The sequence below is a fragment of the Ruegeria sp. CDSA089 genome (assembly GCF_059612205.1).
The window spans coordinates 955471-970764 of sequence record NZ_JBXWQD010000001.1; the positions used below are offsets into that span (position 1 = coordinate 955471).

Annotated in this window: 14 protein-coding genes; 8 read left to right on the forward strand and 6 right to left on the reverse strand. The window is 58.1% G+C overall.

Annotated features, from left to right (window positions below; translation table 11 throughout):
* Nucleotides 1-6: 6 nt before the first annotated feature.
* The 8 genes from AC2FJ6_RS04880 to pdeM all read left to right on the forward strand — a co-directional run bounded on the left by AC2FJ6_RS04880 (nucleotide 7) and on the right by pdeM (nucleotide 8572).
* A complete protein-coding gene (locus AC2FJ6_RS04880; protein ID WP_170769980.1) occupies nucleotides 7-975 on the forward strand; it encodes a type II secretion system F family protein in 969 nt (322 codons plus the stop codon).
* Between the two features lie 10 nt (nucleotides 976-985).
* Nucleotides 986-1972, forward strand: coding sequence for a type II secretion system F family protein (locus AC2FJ6_RS04885; RefSeq protein WP_170769979.1), 987 nt, complete (start codon nucleotides 986-988; stop codon nucleotides 1970-1972).
* Between the two features lie 50 nt (nucleotides 1973-2022).
* Nucleotides 2023-2580, forward strand: a complete 558-nt coding sequence (locus tag AC2FJ6_RS04890) for a tetratricopeptide repeat protein (RefSeq protein WP_496668537.1) — start codon at nucleotides 2023-2025, stop codon at nucleotides 2578-2580.
* An 11-nt stretch (nucleotides 2581-2591) separates the two neighbouring features.
* Nucleotides 2592-3443: a tetratricopeptide repeat protein gene (locus tag AC2FJ6_RS04895; protein ID WP_170769978.1), complete on the forward strand. Its 852-nt coding sequence runs from the start codon at nucleotides 2592-2594 to the stop codon at nucleotides 3441-3443.
* A gap of 3 nt (nucleotides 3444-3446) precedes the next feature.
* Nucleotides 3447-3992, forward strand: coding sequence for a prepilin peptidase (locus AC2FJ6_RS04900; protein ID WP_170769977.1), 546 nt, complete (start codon nucleotides 3447-3449; stop codon nucleotides 3990-3992).
* Between the two features lie 117 nt (nucleotides 3993-4109).
* Entirely contained in the window at nucleotides 4110-5417 is a 1308-nt protein-coding gene (locus AC2FJ6_RS04905; protein ID WP_170769976.1) for a DUF8689 domain-containing protein, read from the forward strand.
* Nucleotides 5418-5456: 39 nt separating this feature from the next.
* Nucleotides 5457-7865 (forward strand): ligase-associated DNA damage response DEXH box helicase, encoded by a 2409-nt coding sequence (locus AC2FJ6_RS04910; RefSeq protein ID WP_496668539.1) that lies wholly within the window; start codon nucleotides 5457-5459, stop codon nucleotides 7863-7865.
* Nucleotides 7866-7909: 44 nt separating this feature from the next.
* On the forward strand, nucleotides 7910-8572 hold the full coding sequence (pdeM, locus tag AC2FJ6_RS04915) for a ligase-associated DNA damage response endonuclease PdeM (RefSeq protein ID WP_170769974.1): 663 nt from the start codon (nucleotides 7910-7912) through the stop codon (nucleotides 8570-8572).
* 5 nt (nucleotides 8573-8577) lie between these two features.
* Here pdeM and AC2FJ6_RS04920 read toward each other — a convergent pair whose 3' ends face one another.
* From AC2FJ6_RS04920 to ftsH, 6 genes are all read right to left on the reverse strand, one after another.
* On the reverse strand, nucleotides 8578-9315 hold the full coding sequence (locus AC2FJ6_RS04920; protein WP_170769973.1) for a LytTR family DNA-binding domain-containing protein: 738 nt from the start codon (nucleotides 9313-9315) through the stop codon (nucleotides 8578-8580).
* 200 nt (nucleotides 9316-9515) lie between these two features.
* Entirely contained in the window at nucleotides 9516-10406 is an 891-nt protein-coding gene (gene folD, locus AC2FJ6_RS04925; RefSeq protein ID WP_170769972.1) for a bifunctional methylenetetrahydrofolate dehydrogenase/methenyltetrahydrofolate cyclohydrolase FolD, read from the reverse strand.
* A gap of 51 nt (nucleotides 10407-10457) precedes the next feature.
* On the reverse strand, nucleotides 10458-10763 hold the full coding sequence (locus tag AC2FJ6_RS04930; protein ID WP_170769971.1) for a chorismate mutase: 306 nt from the start codon (nucleotides 10761-10763) through the stop codon (nucleotides 10458-10460).
* 58 nt (nucleotides 10764-10821) lie between these two features.
* Entirely contained in the window at nucleotides 10822-12498 is a 1677-nt protein-coding gene (locus tag AC2FJ6_RS04935) for a formate--tetrahydrofolate ligase (RefSeq protein ID WP_170769970.1), read from the reverse strand.
* Nucleotides 12499-12684: 186 nt separating this feature from the next.
* Entirely contained in the window at nucleotides 12685-13260 is a 576-nt protein-coding gene (locus AC2FJ6_RS04940; protein WP_496668541.1) for an MOSC domain-containing protein, read from the reverse strand.
* 90 nt (nucleotides 13261-13350) lie between these two features.
* Nucleotides 13351-15267, reverse strand: a complete 1917-nt coding sequence (ftsH, locus tag AC2FJ6_RS04945; protein WP_170782882.1) for an ATP-dependent zinc metalloprotease FtsH — start codon at nucleotides 15265-15267, stop codon at nucleotides 13351-13353.
* Nucleotides 15268-15294 lie beyond the last annotated feature (27 nt).

Consider the following 15294-nt stretch of genomic DNA (forward strand, 5'->3'; position numbering starts at 1 on the left):
CCCATCATGCAACTGCCGGTCGAGGCCCTTATTTACGTCGTCATTTTCGTCGCCGTATTGGCACTGGTCGAAGGGATCTATCTGGTCGCCTTTGGCAAATCCATCAGCTTAAACAGCCGCGTCAATCGACGTCTGGACATGCTCGATAAAGGTGTCGGGCGCGAACAGGTTCTGGAACAGCTGCGCAAGGAAATGCAGCAGCACATGAAATCCCAGAGCATCCCGCTCTATTCGCTTCTGGCCGACAAGGCGCAGAAGGCGGCGATTGCGTTTTCGCCGCGGCAACTGATCATGATCATGGTCCTGGTGTCGGGCTTTGCCTTCATGGGGTTGAGCATCGGAACCGCTACAGATGTGGTCCTGCGTATTGCGCTCTCAATCGCTATCGGCGTTGGAGGCGTGTATGCGTGGGTGAATCACAAGGCCGGCAAGCGCATGGCCATGCTGGAAGAACAATTGCCCGATGCTGTGGAACTGATGGTACGCTCGCTTCGGGTCGGTAACCCGTTCGTCTCCACCATCCAGATTGTCGCGAACGAGGTTCAGGATCCGCTTGCAACCGAGTTTGGCGTGATTGCGGACGAATGTGCCTATGGCCGCGACGTGGGCGAGGCCCTGAAGGATCTGGCCGAGCGGCTCGACATGCAGGATCTGCGCTTTCTGTCCGTTGCCGTCGGCATTCAGCAACAATCCGGGGGTAACCTGGCCGAGGTTCTTGCTGGTTTGGCGCTTGTCATTCGATCACGGTTCCGTCTGTTCCGTCGTGTAAAAGCCATCACGGCCGAGGCGAAATGGTCCGGTAAGTTCCTGTCCGGCTTCCCCGTCTTTTGCCTGGTCTTCATTCTGGTGAAAGACCCTGGATACTATGACGAGGTTCTGGACCATCCCTGGTTTATCCCGGCATGCTTCTTTGTTGGCATCATGCTCACGGTGAACCTGATCGTCATGCGCATTCTCACAAACATTAAGGTCTGAGGAGGACCCCATGGAATTCCTGACCCATATCAATAACTTGATCACAGAACACCTCGGCGAATTCGGCCCGTTGATCATCGTGGGCGCGCTGGGGGTACTAATGATCCTTGTCGCCATTCCGTTGATGATGAATCAGCGTGAAGATCCGCTGAAAAAGTTGCAGCGTTCGCAAGCGGCACCGAAGAAGAGCAAGAAGGACAAGCGCGACAAACTGCGCACCGCAGGCCGCAACGAACAGCTTGAAAAGTTTTCGAGCTTTCTGGAGCCGAAAAATGAAGAAGAACTCTCTGCTATGCAGCTCAAACTGCGTCAGGCGGGGTATCAGTCCAAGGACGCCGTTCGCTTCTTCCACTTTGCGCAATTCGCTCTGGGCATCGTCGGCCTACTGATCGGTATGTCTTTGGTAACCGTTTTTGCCGGAGACCAGGAGTTCACCTCGCAACAGATGATCATTCGCGTTTTGATCCCTGCGGCCGCTCTCTACTTCCTGCCCCGCTATTGGATCACCAGACGCGTCGCCGAGCGGCAGGGTGCCATTGAAGCCGGCTTCCCTGACACGTTGGACTTGATGCTGGTTTGTGTTGAGGCCGGCCAATCATTGGACCAGGCCATCGTCCGGGTCGCGTCCGAAATGAAAGCCTCCTACCCTGACATCGCGCAGGAGTTCGAGGTCGTCGCCTACGAGCTGAAGGCTGGTAAGGACAAAGACACCGTTCTGCGTGACTTTGGGACGCGGTGCGGGGTGCAGGATGTCAACTCGTTCGTGACTGTGATGATCCAGTCGGCCACTTTCGGGACGTCGATCGCAGACGCCCTGCGGGTTTATGCCAGCGAAATGCGTGACAAACGTGTTATGCGGGCCGAAGAGGCCGCTAACAAGTTGCCAACCAAAATGACACTTGCCACAATGATTTTGACGGTGCCGCCGTTGCTGGTCATTTTGGTCGGTCCTTCGGCAAAAGCTATCTCGGATTTCGCAAACACTGGCAGTGGTTAAAAAAACCGATGAAAAACACAAACAGGGGCGTCTCAAACTGGGTGCGCCGCATGCTGCAGGCCATCATGGTTTTTACCATGGTGGCCTCTTGCACGGAAACGACACAGAGTGACAACCTCACCCCGCCTAGTTTTGATCCAGATGGCGAGGCCGAGGATCCGTTGGTGGTCGCCAATCGCCTGCTGGTATCGGGTGAATATGATCTTGCCTTGGATTCCTTTGCCCGTGCAGCTCTGGATCAGGGTATGACCTCCGAAATCCTGACCGGTATGGGCACTGCAAATCTGGGTCTGAAGCAGTTGAAGCCGGCTGAAACCCTGTTGCGCCGCGCGGTTGAAGAGGACCCTGAATGGTCCGTTGCCTGGAACAATCTGGGCGTTTTGCTGATCGAAAAAGGCGAATATCCTGAGGCCGCTCAGGTCTTTCGGCGCGCCTTCGCGTTGGACAATGGCGAAAGTGACGCAATTCTGGACAATCTGCGCTTAGCTCTCGCAAAAATGGAAAATCCTGTTAATACTACTCCAGAAGAAAAAGAATACACACTGGAGCAGCAAGGCGACGGGCAATTCACGCTGCGCAAGCTCCCGGAACCAGAGCCAGAGCAGTAAGGGACGCAAAAATGCGCCAACAATTCTTGATTCCGTCGATGGTTTTGTGTGGGCTGATCCTGTCGGCCTGCGAAAAAGAAACCGAAGAGGAAAAGGTCGAAAAGACGTTTCAGGAAGTAAACGTCATCGACGAGACCAATTTGAACGATGTTCTACTGACCGCCGCAGACCCGAACGAGGCCGTGACCTATTTCCAGGGCGCAGCCGCAAAGAACCCCGGTCGGATTGATTTGCAGCGCGGTCTGGCCATTTCACTGTCTCGCGCGAAACGCACCACCGAGGCGACGGCCGCCTGGAAAAAGGTCACCACCATGAAAGGGTCCGGCAACGTGGACCGTGTGGAGTATGCGGACGCGCTGGTCCGGTCGGGCGATTGGAATCAGGCCAAGACGGTGCTGGACGGTATTTCGCCAACCTATGAGACATTCAAACGGTATCGCCTCGAGGCGGTTGTCGCGGATTCTCAAAAAGATTGGAACCGCGCGGACCATTTTTATGAAACCGCTGTCGGTTTGACGACCCGTCCCGGAAGCGTGATGAACAATTGGGGCTATTCCAAACTGTCGCGCGGCGATTACGAAGACGCCGAGCGTCTGTTCGCTGAAGCAATTCGTCAGGACCGGACCCTCTTTACCGCCAAGAACAATCTGGTTCTGGCGCGTGCGGCTCAGGGAAACTATGCGATGCCGGTTGTCCCGATGACGCAGGTTGAACGCGCTATGTTGCTGAACACAATGGGGATTTCCGCAGTCAAACAAGGCGATGTTGCCACTGCGAAGAACCTGTTCCGGGAAGCGATTTCCACGCACCCGCAGCACTACGAGGAAGCGGTTCGTTCGCTCCGTGCGCTCGAGGAAGCCTAATTGATGCACATCCCAGCAGAGGCCGCGGCCTGGTTTTTGCCGTTCGTCCTGCCGATCTGTTTTTACGTTGCTTTCACCGACATGCGCGAGATGCTGATCAAGAACCACGCTGTGGTAGCGTTGTTTGGCGTCTTTGTGGTGATCGGTCTGTTTCTACTGCCTCCTTGGTCAATGGAGTGGACGCAGGGGCGGCTGGGGCCAATTGCGATTTCCCTTCCACCTTATATCTGGCAACTTCTGCACGCGCTCGTCTTTCTGGTTTTGGGCATCCTGTTTAATGTCGCCGGGGTCATGGGCGCGGGGGACGCCAAGTTCATCGCGGCGGCTTCTCCGTTTGTGTGGACCGCCGATTTTCGTGCGGTGATCCTGATTTTGATGGCAACTACATTGGCGGCATTTGCCACGCATCGGTTGGCCAAGGCGACCCCCTTAAGGGCCATCGCGCCCGAATGGGAAAGCTGGAACAGGGGCAAGCAATTTCCCATGGGATTTGCGCTTGGCGGTAGCCTCGCCCTTTATCTGATACTGGGAACTGTTTACGGCTCGTAAACTATCATTAACCCGCCTTGTCGATGCCTTGGTACTGCCACAAAGCAAGGCCAGTTTTTCTACCAAGCGGCCCCGTGGGGGCTTTTGGCGTGAATACTGGATGGACGGGCGACGCTCATGAATATGCAGACAACCTCGGTCATGGCCCCTCCTGCCCCCAAAGGGCTGGGTGAAATGCGGCTTCCGATCGTGATGATGCGGGACATTCTGTTGAAAACGATGTTCCGCAAGAACGTAGACACCGTTTCGGAAGTGGCCGAAGCGATTTGCCTGCCCGGTGCGGTAACACAGGAATTGATCGATATCTCACGCGAACAAAAATTGCTTGAGGCGACAGGTACGCTGAACGCCAATAGCGGCAATGAGATGGGTTACCAGTTGACCGATGCCGGTAAGGCGCGGGCGCTGGATGCGCTTAGCCAGTCGGAATACTTTGGCGCGATGCCGGTTCCGCTGGACGTGTACCGCGAACAGGTCAAGCGCCAGTCGATCCGCAATATTCAGGTGACACGCGATCAGCTAACCGGTGCTATGGGCCATCTGGTTCTGCCCGACAGCCTGTTGGATCACCTTGGACCTGCGGTCAGCGCGGGTCGCTCGATCCTGATGTATGGACCGCCGGGCAATGGTAAATCCTCGATTTCGAACGGGATTCGCGATGCGTTGGGGGACAGTGTCTATGTTCCGCGCGCAATCGAATATGCCGGTCAGGTGATCACCGTTTATGACCCGATCGTACACACGGCGATCGAACAAGAGGCTGACGACCCCAACAGCCTTCGCCGCCGCAAACGGTTCGACACCCGCTACGTGCAGTGCGAGCGCCCGACCGTTGTGACCGGTGGTGAACTGTCGCTGAGCATGCTGGACTTGGTCTACAACCCCACCGCACGGACCTATCAGGCCCCGCTGCAGCTGAAATCGACCGGCGGCATCTTTATCGTGGACGACCTTGGCCGTCAGGCCGAGCCACCCCAGGCACTGATCAACCGCTGGATTGTTCCGCTGGAAGAAAGCAAGGATATCCTAGGTCTGCAATCGGGCGAGAAGTTTGAGGTGCCTTTTGACACGCTGGTGATCTTTTCGACCAACTTCCACCCGAATGAGATTTTCGACCAAGCGGCTCTGCGCCGGATCTTCTTTAAGATCAAGATCGACGGCCCGAACCAGGAAAACTTCCTGAAAATCTTCGCCATGGTCGCCCGCAAACGCGGCATGCCGCTGGATGAAGCTGCTTTGGTACATTTGTTGAAGGTCAAATACCCAACCATCAACAATATCTACGCCAATTATCAACCGATCTTCCTGATCGACCAGATGATCTCGATCTGCGAATTCGAAGGCATCCCCTATCAGATGAGCCCCGACCTGATCGACCGCGCCTGGGCCAACATGTTCGTCAAAGAAGAAAAGATCGTTCACTAACCCCTGCCATTCTGACGCCGGGCGGGCCATCATACGGCCATGACGCCGATTCCCGCCCGGATCACCGACTGGTTCACGACCAAAGGCTGGTCGATCCACCCCCACCAACAAGATATGTTCGACCGGGCCATGGACCCGGCAACGTTGCTGATCGCGCCCACGGGTGGCGGCAAGACGATGGCCGGGTTTCTGCCGACATTGGCCGAACTGTCCGAAAGTGCTCCAGAGGGTCTGCATACGATCTATGTCTCGCCGCTCAAGGCGCTGGCGGCGGATATCCGGCGCAACCTGCGGGGCCCAGCGGATGAGATCGGCCTGCCCATCCGTATTGAGGACCGCACAGGTGACACTTCGGCCACGCAGAAGAAACGCCAACGGGTGGACCCTCCGCATATCCTACTAACCACGCCGGAAAGCCTGGCCCTGTTGACCTCATACGAAGACGCGCAACGCATGTTTCACGGGGTACAGCGTGTGATCGTTGATGAGATTCACGCGCTGGCCGAAAGCAAGCGGGGAGATCAGTTGATGCTGGCGCTGGCGCGGCTGCAAACACTCGGCCCGACTATGCGGCGTGTGGGGCTATCTGCTACGGTCGAGGACCCGGAAGCCATCGCCCGGTTTCTGGCCCGGCACCCCGACCCCTGCCAAATCGTACAGGCCGACCCCGGACCAGACCCCGACATTCAGATGCTTGAAACCCAGGAGCTGCCGCCGTGGTCAGGCGGCGGGGCCGCCTATGCCATTCCTGCGGTTCTGGAACAGATCAAACAGCACAAAACAACGCTGATCTTTCACAATACCCGCGCGCAGGCCGAGATTTTCTTTCATAATCTGTGGCTCGCCAATGACGACGCCCTGCCCATCGGCATCCACCACGGCAGTCTGGATCGGCAACAGCGTGAACGGGTCGAGGCCGCGATGGTGCGGGGCGATTTGCGCGCGATTGTGTGTACCGGTTCGTTGGATCTGGGCATCGACTGGGGCGACGTGGACCTTGTGATCCAGATCGGTGCGCCCAAGAATGTCAAACGTCTGGTTCAGCGGATCGGGCGCGCCAATCACCGCTACAACGCACCCTCGAAGGCTCTGCTGGTGCCGGCAAACCGGTTCGAGGTGGTGGAATGCGTCGCCGCGCTCGAAGCCGCCCGAGCCCATGATTTGGACGGGGAACCTCGCGGCGCAGGACCTCGCGATGTGCTGTGTCAGCATATCCTGATCGCGGCGGCGGCAGGCCCGTTTGATGCGGATGCGCTTTATTCGGAAATGGTGGCCGCCGGACCGTTCGCCGATCTGTCCCGCCCGCAATTCAATGATTGTCTGGAGTTCTGCGCCACCGGAGGATACGCCCTGCGCGCTTACGACCGTTGGCAGCGGCTGCAACGACGCCCCGATGGCATGTGGCAGTTGCGCGATCCACGCGCGGCGCAGCGCATCCGCATGAATCTGGGAACGATTCAGGACACCGACACGCTGAAAGTTCGGCTGAAACGCAATCGCGGCGGCAAACCGCTGGGCGAGGTTGAAGAGGCCTTTGCCGCCACGCTCACCCCCGGTGACACGTTTCTGATCGGCGGTCAGATCGTGCGCTATGAAGGGCTGCGAGAGATGACAGTTGAGGTCAGCCGACGCGCGGATCGCAAGCCAAAAGTCGCTGTGTTCTCGGGCACGAAGTTTGCCACCTCGACGCAGCTTAGCGATCGTATTCTGCGCATGTTTGCCCAACCGGACTGGCCACAACTGCCCGCGCACACGGCGGACTGGCTGGCCCTGCAACGGCAGGTTTCACGCCTTCCCAGCCGTGAAAGGCTGCTGATCGAAAGCTTCCCCTCGGACGGGCGCGAACATCTGTGTGTTTACGGTTTCGCCGGGCGCAATGCGCAGCAAACGCTGGGTCTGTTGCTGACCAAACGGATGGAGGAAACCGGCCTTGCGCCGCTTGGGTTTGTCGCCACCGACTATGCCACCCTGATCTGGGGGTTGGACGCCGTCACCGACCCGCGCCCCCTGTTTCAGGCCGAGACGCTGCGAGATGGAGTGGACACGTGGCTGGCGGGCAATGCCGTGATGAAACGCACCTTCCGCAGCTCGGCGACCATTGCGGGACTGATCGAGCGCAACACCGGCGGGCAGCGCAAAAGCGGGCGGCAGGCGACGTTTTCCTCGGACATTCTGTATGACACGTTGCTAAAATACGACCCCGACCACCTGCTGATGCAGATCACCCGCGAAGAGGCGATGCGCGGTCTGGCCGACTTTGGCCGGATCGAGGACATGATTGCACGGATTGGCAACCGCATCGACCTGTTGCGGTTGGATAGCGTCTCACCGCTGGCCGCGCCCCTGTTTCTCGAGGTCGGCAAAGTCCCCGTCAAGGGCGCTGCCGAGGAGCGGCTTTTAGCCGAAGAAAGCGCGCGGCTGTTGCAAGAAGCAGGGTTGGCACCATAGCGAATCCGCTTGCAGCGCCGCAGAAAACCCGCAAAGAACGTATCATGAACGATCTGACATTCACCTTTGCGGGGCATACGCTGCGCGCTTTGGGGAGCGGGGCGCTTTGGTGGCCCGAACAAAGCCTGCTTTGCGTGTCTGACCTGCATCTGGGCAAGTCAGAGCGTCTGGCGCGCCGATCTGGCCTGACCTTACCGCCCTATGAAAACCGGGACACCTTGGCGCGGCTTTCCTCGGACATCGCCCACACGCAGGCCGATACGGTAATTTGCTTAGGAGACAGCTTTGACGACCTGGACTCGACGCAGGGCCTGAACGAAGCCGAAAGATTGCAGATCGCAGCCTCGCAAGCCGGTCGCCGCTGGATTTGGATCGAAGGCAATCACGACCCCGGACCGGTCGATCTGGGCGGCGCGCATCTGGCCGAGCATTCAGTTTCGGGCCTGACCTTCCGCCATATCGCGCACCCGGACAGGAAGGCCGAAATCTCTGGTCACTACCATCCCAAGGTGCGGCTAAAACTACGAGGACGGTCAATCTCGCGCCCCGCATTTCTGCTGGACAAACGCCGCCTGATCCTGCCAGCCTATGGCACCTATACCGGCGGTCTTCGCAGCACACAGGCTGCTGTGTCCGAACTAATGGGGGTTGACGCAATGGCCATTTTGATCGGGACGCACCCCCAAATGGTCCCTATGCCGACATAGCGAATTCAGACAATCCCTTGCTGTTCCAGCATGGGCTTGTACTTGCGGCTGATCGGAACCAGGTCGCCATTTTCAAGGCGCAGAAACGTCTTGCCACCATGTTTTTCGACACCAGCAATGGCGCTGCCAACCACCCAATGCGACCGATGGGTACAATACCCAAGGACAGGCTCCATCTCGTCAATCGCATCTGAAAGCCGTGACCGGATGGTAAATGTACCCTCTGATGTCACGACATCCACGGAATGGTCCCGCACCGCCAATCGGTAGATCTGTCCGGAAAACCCCTTGGGCAAGCGTCGGGTCAGACGGGGTTGAACAGCAATCTCTCCCGGTGCCTCGGGCATTGGGCTGCGCGTAATCAATAGCCCGGTCGCGAACAAAGCCCCATAGGAGGCAACCGGCAAAAATCCGGGCGACTGGGCTCCCTGCGCGGCGAAGAGCAGCCAGACCATCACCCATAAGCAGGGAAGGAACAGCACCAATATTACCGGAATTACCGCCAGATCACGCCGCGACAATTCTAACTTTCTGAACCAGTTGCAGCTGATCCTCCGCGCAGCCCATGTTGCCGCGATGGCCAAAGCCGTGACACCGGACCAGAACACCAGACGCGACAGGAATGGCAGGCTTAGTTCAGGGAAAGGTTGGAGCGCAAAAGCCAACAAAGGCAGAAAAACGAAACCCGCGATCACTCGGCGCAAAGTAAACTCGGCCAGAATTGAGTTCAGTATGGTCTTCATATTGGCTCTGCAAATCCCCCCGGCCCCGGCCAATCCATCGACCTAGGTCGTAACCAGCTGGGATTACTGATTTATCACCGTTTCCTTCCACGTAAAAGCCTGACCGTGCAAATTTAATATTTCCAAAATGAATCGCAAAAGAGGCCGAAGAGTCGATGAACTCCACGGCCTTTTCTATTCGCCCTGAGTAAAAATTCAGGTCAGGCCGTCAGCCCCTCGGGCTCGGGCAGGCCATTCGCGCGGCAGCACGCTGTCAGAGTGTTGGCCAGCAGGCAGGCGATGGTCATCGGACCTACGCCACCCGGAACCGGCGTGATCGCGCCTGCGCGCTCAGCGGCGCTGGCGTAGTCGACGTCTCCGACCAGCTTGTTCTTGCCGTCACGCTCAATGCGGTTGATGCCCACGTCGATGACAGTCGCACCTTCCTTGATCCAGTCACCCGGCACCATTTCGGGGCGGCCCACAGCGGCGACAACGATGTCGGCGCGGCGCACGACGTCCGGCAGGTCTTTGGTGCGGCTATGCGCGATGGTCACGGTGCAGCTTTCGCCCAGCAGCAGTTGCGCCATCGGCTTACCCACGATGTTCGAACGACCGATCACAACAGCGTCCATACCCGACAGAGAGCCGTGGTGGTCGCGCAGCATCATCAGACAGCCCAGCGGCGTGCAAGGCACCATCGACTTCTGGCCGGTGCCCAACAGACCCACGTTCGAGATGTGGAAGCCATCCACATCCTTGGCCGGGTCGATCGAGTTGATCACCAGATCTTCGTTCAGGTGCTTGGGCAGCGGCAGCTGCACCAGAATGCCGTGCACGGCCGGATCGTTGTTTAGCTTGTCGATCAGTGCCAGCAGGTCTTCTTCCGAGGTCTCGGCGTCCAGCTTGTGCTCGTACGAGTTCATGCCGACCTCGACGGTCTGCTTGCCCTTTGAGCGGACATAAACCTGGCTGGCCGGATCCTCGCCCACCAGAACCACGGCCAGACCGGGCGTGATACCGTTTTCCTCTTTCAACTTTGCAACCTGATCAGCCACTTGTGCACGCACATTCGCTGCAAAGGCCTTACCGTCGATAACCTGGGCTACCATCCTGTGATCCCTTCTTTCCAAAAACGGATCGGGCGCAAAGCGCCCGGTCATTCATTCCGGCCCAAGAACGCGCTCCTCACGCGCAATCGACCAGTCAATCAAAATGCGCCACAACTGCTCGGCCAGATCAGGATCCATACCCAACGCATCCGAGCTGTCGCGTACCCGCTGCACCACTTCTTCAACACGATCCGGGATACGGGCTGGCAGCCCTTCGGCCGGTTTAAGCTGCGTGGCGCGGTCGATGTAACCTGCGCGCGTCACCAACATCTCGATCAGTTGGCGGTCCAGCTTATCGATCTGAACCCGCAATTCCTGCATAGAATGACAGTCTTGCGGAGGTGTCAGAGTGGGCATAGCGATCTCCTCATGGACCGGGGATATCCCCGGACCATGAGATGGTTCAAAAACCGGCTTAGAACAAGCCTTCGATCTCACCTGCGTCGTTAAGGCAGATGGTTTCCGCAGCAGGTTTACGCGGCAGGCCAGGCATGGTCATGATCTCTCCACAGACAACCACGATGAAGCCGGCACCAGCGGACAGGCGGACTTCACGCACCGGGACCGAGTGGCCGGTGGGCGCACCGCGCAGGGTCGGATCGGTCGAGAACGAGTACTGGGTTTTCGCCATGCAGACCGGCAGGTTGCCATAGCCCGCGTCTTCCCACTCGCGCAGTTGGTTACGGATTTTGTTGTCAGCCAGAACCTCATCGGCGCGGTAGATGCGCTTGGCGATGGTTTCAACCTTCTCGAACAACGGCATGTCATCGGGGTAGATCGGCGCGAAGTTAGCAGTGCCACCTTCGACGATTTCCACGACTTTTTCGGCCAGCGGCGCCGAGCCTTCCGAGCCCAGTTCCCAGTGACGTGACAGAACCGCTTCGACTCCGTGATCGGCGCAATATTTCTTGACCGCATCAACTTCGGCATCAGTGTCGGTGACAAAATGGTTGATGGCGACAACAACAGGCACACCGAAGGACTTCACGTTCTCGATGTGACGGCCCAGGTTGGCGCAGCCGGACTGAACCGCGTCCACGTTTTCGGCACCCAGATCGGCCTTAGCAACGCCGCCGTTCATCTTCATCGCGCGTACGGTGGCAACCAGCACCACTGCAGACGGGGCAATTCCCGCCTTGCGGCATTTGATGTTCATGAACTTCTCGGCACCCAGGTCGGCCCCAAAACCTGCTTCGGTGACGACATAGTCAGCCACTTTCAGCGCGGTCTTGGTCGCGATGACCGAGTTACAGCCGTGCGCGATGTTTGCGAACGGGCCGCCATGGACGAAGGCCGGGTTGTTTTCCAGCGTCTGTACCAGGTTCGGCTGCATTGCGTCTTTCAGCAGAACGGTCATTGCGCCTTCGGCCTTGATGTCGCGGCAGTAGACCGGAGTCTTGTCGCGGCGGTAAGCAACGATGATGTCGCCCAGGCGCTTTTCCAGGTCTTTCAGGTCGTTGGCCAGGCACAGGATCGCCATAACTTCCGACGCCACGGTGATGTCAAAGCCAGCTTCACGCGGGAAACCGTTCGACACGCCGCCCAGCGAGGCGGTGATCTGACGCAGAGCGCGGTCGTTCATGTCGACCACACGACGCCATGCAACGCGACGGATGTCGATGTCACACTCGTTGCCCCAATAGATGTGGTTGTCGATCATCGCCGACAGCAGCGAGTGGGCCGAGGTGATGGCGTGGAAGTCACCGGTGAAGTGCAGGTTCATTTCCTCCATCGGAACAACCTGCGCGTAACCGCCACCTGCAGCGCCGCCCTTCATGCCGAAGTTCGGGCCAAGCGAGGCTTCGCGGATACAGATCATCGCGTTTTTGCCGATGCGGTTCAGGCCGTCGCCCAGACCCACGGTGGTGGTGGTCTTGCCTTCACCCGCAGGGGTCGGGTTGATCGCGGTGACAAGGATCAGCTTGCCGTCTTCACGGTCCTGAACCGAGTTGATGAAGTCCTGGCTGACCTTTGCCTTGTCGTGGCCATAAGGCAGCAGATCGGCGGATTCGATGCCGATCTTGGCACCGATTTCCTGAATCGGTTTCTTATTCGCTTCGCGGGCGATTTCGATGTCGGATTTGTAGCTCATTGGGCAAGATCCCTGATTGAATGCCTTGCAAACCGGCGCAAATAGCCCGGTGCTGATCAATCCATACAATTGTGTACCAAAGCGATGGATATGGATTCCGACATAATCACGCCGTGAAACGGCGTAGCGTCACTTAGGGGGTCGCGTAACGTAAGCTTGATCGTTTCCCATCGGAAATCCTGTGTCTTAAGGTGCCCAAGCGCGCTGATCGGGGACGAACAGCTTTAGCTGGTCACCCAGATGTAGCGCTCCGGGCCTTTCAACCCATGCAGTCACCCCACGCCGCCCCTTGGCTGCGGGCTTGAACGCGGCACCATGGCCGGGCAAATCGGCCTCGACCTCGCGGCCGGGAATCACGCAAGGGCGGTTTTCCATATCCACCGTGATCGTTACTCCATCCGGCCCCTGCAGACGCGACGAAGGCGGGATATGGGTAAAGTCAGGAATACCGCGCAACAGGATGCTGACCCCCAGGTAGGACGCGTCCAGCGTTTCAAGCCCCATCTCGGTAGCGGTTGCCCGCATCTCCTCTTCAGACAGCACCGAGAGTTGCCGCACATTTCGGATTTCTGTGCCTTTGGGATAAAGGTTCGTCATCCGCACACATGAAGCGCGGTTTTCGCCCTCATGCCGCTCTCCGGCGACACCTGCAAAACCCAGCGACAAAGCGGGTACGGAGTCGGCACGGATGGACTGACCAGCCGGTACATGGCCCAACCAGACCACTTCGCCCATGAATTCCGTTTCGCGCATGACCGGCATAATCATCCCCTTTACAGCTTTTCACGGGCACTAGACGGCAGGCACGTCGGAAAGAAAAGAAAACCCGAGCCTTAGCTCGGGTTTTTGCTGTTACGCGGTCGGTTCTGGCTCCATCCCGCCATCGGGCGGAGTTTTCTTGACCTTGGTCTTCGGAATGGCCGTAACGCTGGGCGCGTTGCCCTCGTCAGGGCTATCGCCTTCGTCGTCACCTTCGGTCGGAGAGTCGCCGTTCATCACGCGCTTGATCTCGTCACCGGTCAGGGTCTCGTATTCCAGCAGGCCTTGCGCCAAGCGTTCCCATTCTTCGTTTTTGTCGGTCAGAATCTTGTGGGCACGCTCATATCCTTGCTGGATCAGGCGCTTCACCTCTTCCTCGATCAGCTCTTTGGTATGGGCAGAAACCGAGAAACCAGCAGTGTTGCCCTGATAGCCTTCATGCGCCTCGGCATAGTCGATATTGCCGACTTTGTCCGACATGCCCCAGCGCATCACCATCGCACGCGCCAATTGACTGGCCTGCATGATATCGCCAGCGGGACCGTTCGACACATGATCCTCACCGTATTTGATGACTTCGGCGGCCTTACCGGCCATGGTCATGGCCAGCTTTTGTTCGCACTCATCTCGGTGATAGTTCAAGCGGTCCATTTCGGGCAGTGAGACCACCATACCCAATGCACCACCGCGCGGGATGATCGTGGCCTTGTAAACCGGATCGCACAGCGGCAATTCCAGACCGACCACAGCGTGACCAGCCTCGTGATACGCTGTCTTTTCCTTCTGGTCTTGCGTCAGCACCATACTGCGGCGCTCAGCCCCCATCATCACCTTGTCTTTGGCGTTCTCGAAATCTTCCATGGTGACGAAGCGGCGACCAACACGCGCGGCCATCAGTGCGGCCTCATTCACGAGATTCGCCAGATCGGCACCCGAGAAGCCCGGCGTCCCCCGCGCAATGATGCGCAGGTCAACATCGGGGCCCAGAGGCGTCTTGCGCGCATGCACGCCCAAAATCTTCTCACGACCTTTGATGTCAGGGTTGCCGACGGTCACGTTGCGGTCAAACCGGCCCGGACGCAGCAGCGCGGGGTCCAGAACGTCCTTACGGTTAGTGGCCGCCAGAATGATCACGCCTTCATTGGCCTCGAACCCGTCCATCTCGACCAGCAACTGGTTGAGCGTTTGTTCGCGTTCATCGTTGCCACCGCCATAACCCGCACCACGATGGCGGCCCACCGCGTCGATTTCGTCGATGAACACGATACACGGCGCGTTTTTCTTTGCCTGTTCGAACATGTCGCGCACACGCGATGCACCGACACCCACGAACATCTCGACAAAGTCCGATCCTGAGATCGTGAAGAAGGGCACGCCTGCCTCACCTGCAATCGCACGGGCCAGAAGTGTCTTACCAGTACCCGGAGGGCCGACCAACAAAGCGCCTTTCGGGATCTTGCCGCCCAGACGGCTGAATTTCTGCGGGTTGCGCAGGAATTCGACGATCTCCTCCAGCTCTTCCTTGGCCTCGTCGATACCGGCGACGTCGTCAAAGGTCACTCGGCCATGCTTTTCGGTCAGCATCTTGGCCTTGGACTTGCCAAAACCCATCGCGCCACCTTTACCGCCGCCTTGCATCCGGTTCATGAAATAGACCCAGACACCGATCAGCAGCAGGAAGGGCAGCAATGTGATCAGGAACGACTGAAAGCCCGACTGCTGCTGTTTTTCCGCCCGCACCGGGATGTTCTCGTCGATCAACAGCTTGGTGACTTCGGCATCCCCGGGTTTGATGGTGACATAGCTGGCACCACTTTGCGTGGTGTAGCGAATCTGTTCGCCATCCAGCGTCACATTCTTAACTTCGCCGCTTTCAACGGCTGTGACGAAATCGGAATAAGTTCTTTCATTGCTCTGAAGCGTTCCACCCGGTCCGCTGAACAGATTGAACAGTGCTAGGATCAGTAAAAACAGAACGACCCAGAAGGCGATGTTACGAGCGTTGCCCAAGGAAAATCTCCCAAAAGATTTCGGCAG